The organism is Vibrio sp. TMPB1044 (genome assembly GCF_030442075.1).
In the GTDB taxonomy this organism is placed as follows: domain Bacteria; phylum Pseudomonadota; class Gammaproteobacteria; order Enterobacterales; family Vibrionaceae; genus Vibrio; species Vibrio satsumensis.
Window position 1 is genome coordinate 1 of record NZ_JAUJED010000007.1, and the last position, 1,247, is coordinate 1,247.

At 48.4% G+C, this 1,247-nt stretch carries 1 protein-coding gene; it reads left to right on the forward strand.

The window, feature by feature from the left end; translation table 11 throughout:
• Positions 1-561: 561 nt before the first annotated feature.
• The coding region (locus QQ041_RS03280; protein WP_285953122.1) for a reverse transcriptase N-terminal domain-containing protein at positions 562-1,247 on the forward strand (686 nt) is incomplete at its 3' end.

Sequence of the window (1,247 nt, forward strand, 5' to 3'; positions counted from 1 at the left end):
ATGAAGCGCTGTTCACCGCGATAAGAGTGAACCGTTTGTATCACCAGACGACCCTAAGGCTCTGAATAAAGCAGCGAGCCTGACAATGTAACGAAGTTTGGCACTGTGCCAAACGGGAGCAGAACCGTGAGGGAATGCTCCTCCTGATAACCACGAATTGGGTGAGTGCTAGGGAATCAGTATGATGAACGAAAGTGAATCCATGTAAGGTGCGTTATACGTGAAGCAGCGGAAGTGGTTAATACGCTGTGGCCAAACGGCGATGGGAGTAGGAAAGAGGTTGGACAATACTCTTTCGTGATCGATAGGCTCCTCGCACTATAGTGGGCATCTACCCTGATATTGCGCGACATGCGGAACACGGTAAGCCAGTATCGTTCCTTCGGGAAAGCTGTCTGTGAAGAGAGCCGATAGCGGTGCTGGTAAAGGAGGTTGGAAAAAGCGAATGCTGCATTGTAATGATGCAGATACAGACGGATGTTTGACACGAAAGTGTGCCCACTTCCAACTGGTCTCCCATTGCAAGATGATTTGGAAAACTTTATTTAAGAAGGAACGCAGATGATCTCTTCTCATGAAGTGAGTGCCCCTTCTGGCAGCGCCCAATGGCAATCCATCGACTGGAAAGCGGTTGAGCGCCATGTGTTAAGGCTCCAGATGCGCATTGCAAAAGCAATCCGAGAAGGTAAACACGGTAAGGCGAAAGCACTACAGTGGATACTGACTCACTCGAAAGCAGCAAAACTTCTCGCTGTTCGTCGAGTATCACAAAACAAAGGCAGTAAAACGCCAGGAATTGACGGCGACATCTGGAACACCGATGCACGTCGAATGGCGGCAGTCAGCTTACTGAGCAGAAAAGGCTATCGAGCTAAACCGCTCAGAAGAATCTATATCCCGAAGAAAAACGGCAAACTTAGACCATTAGGTATCCCGTGTATGATAGACCGAGCGCAACAAGCGTTACATCTTCTAGCACTAGAACCTATATCGGAAACAATTGCCGACCCTAACAGCTATGGCTTTAGACCTAACCGAAGCGCAGCCGATGCAATACAGCAGTGCTTCAAATGCCTGTGCAAAAAGGGAGCAGCACAATGGGTTCTTGAGGGGGATATCAAAGCTTGTTTCGACAAGATAGGTCACCAGTGGCTACTTGATAATGTCCCGACAGACAAAAGGATGCTCAAGCAATGGCTGGAATGTGGCTATATAGACAAAGGGCTATTCTACAAAACGGCAGAGGG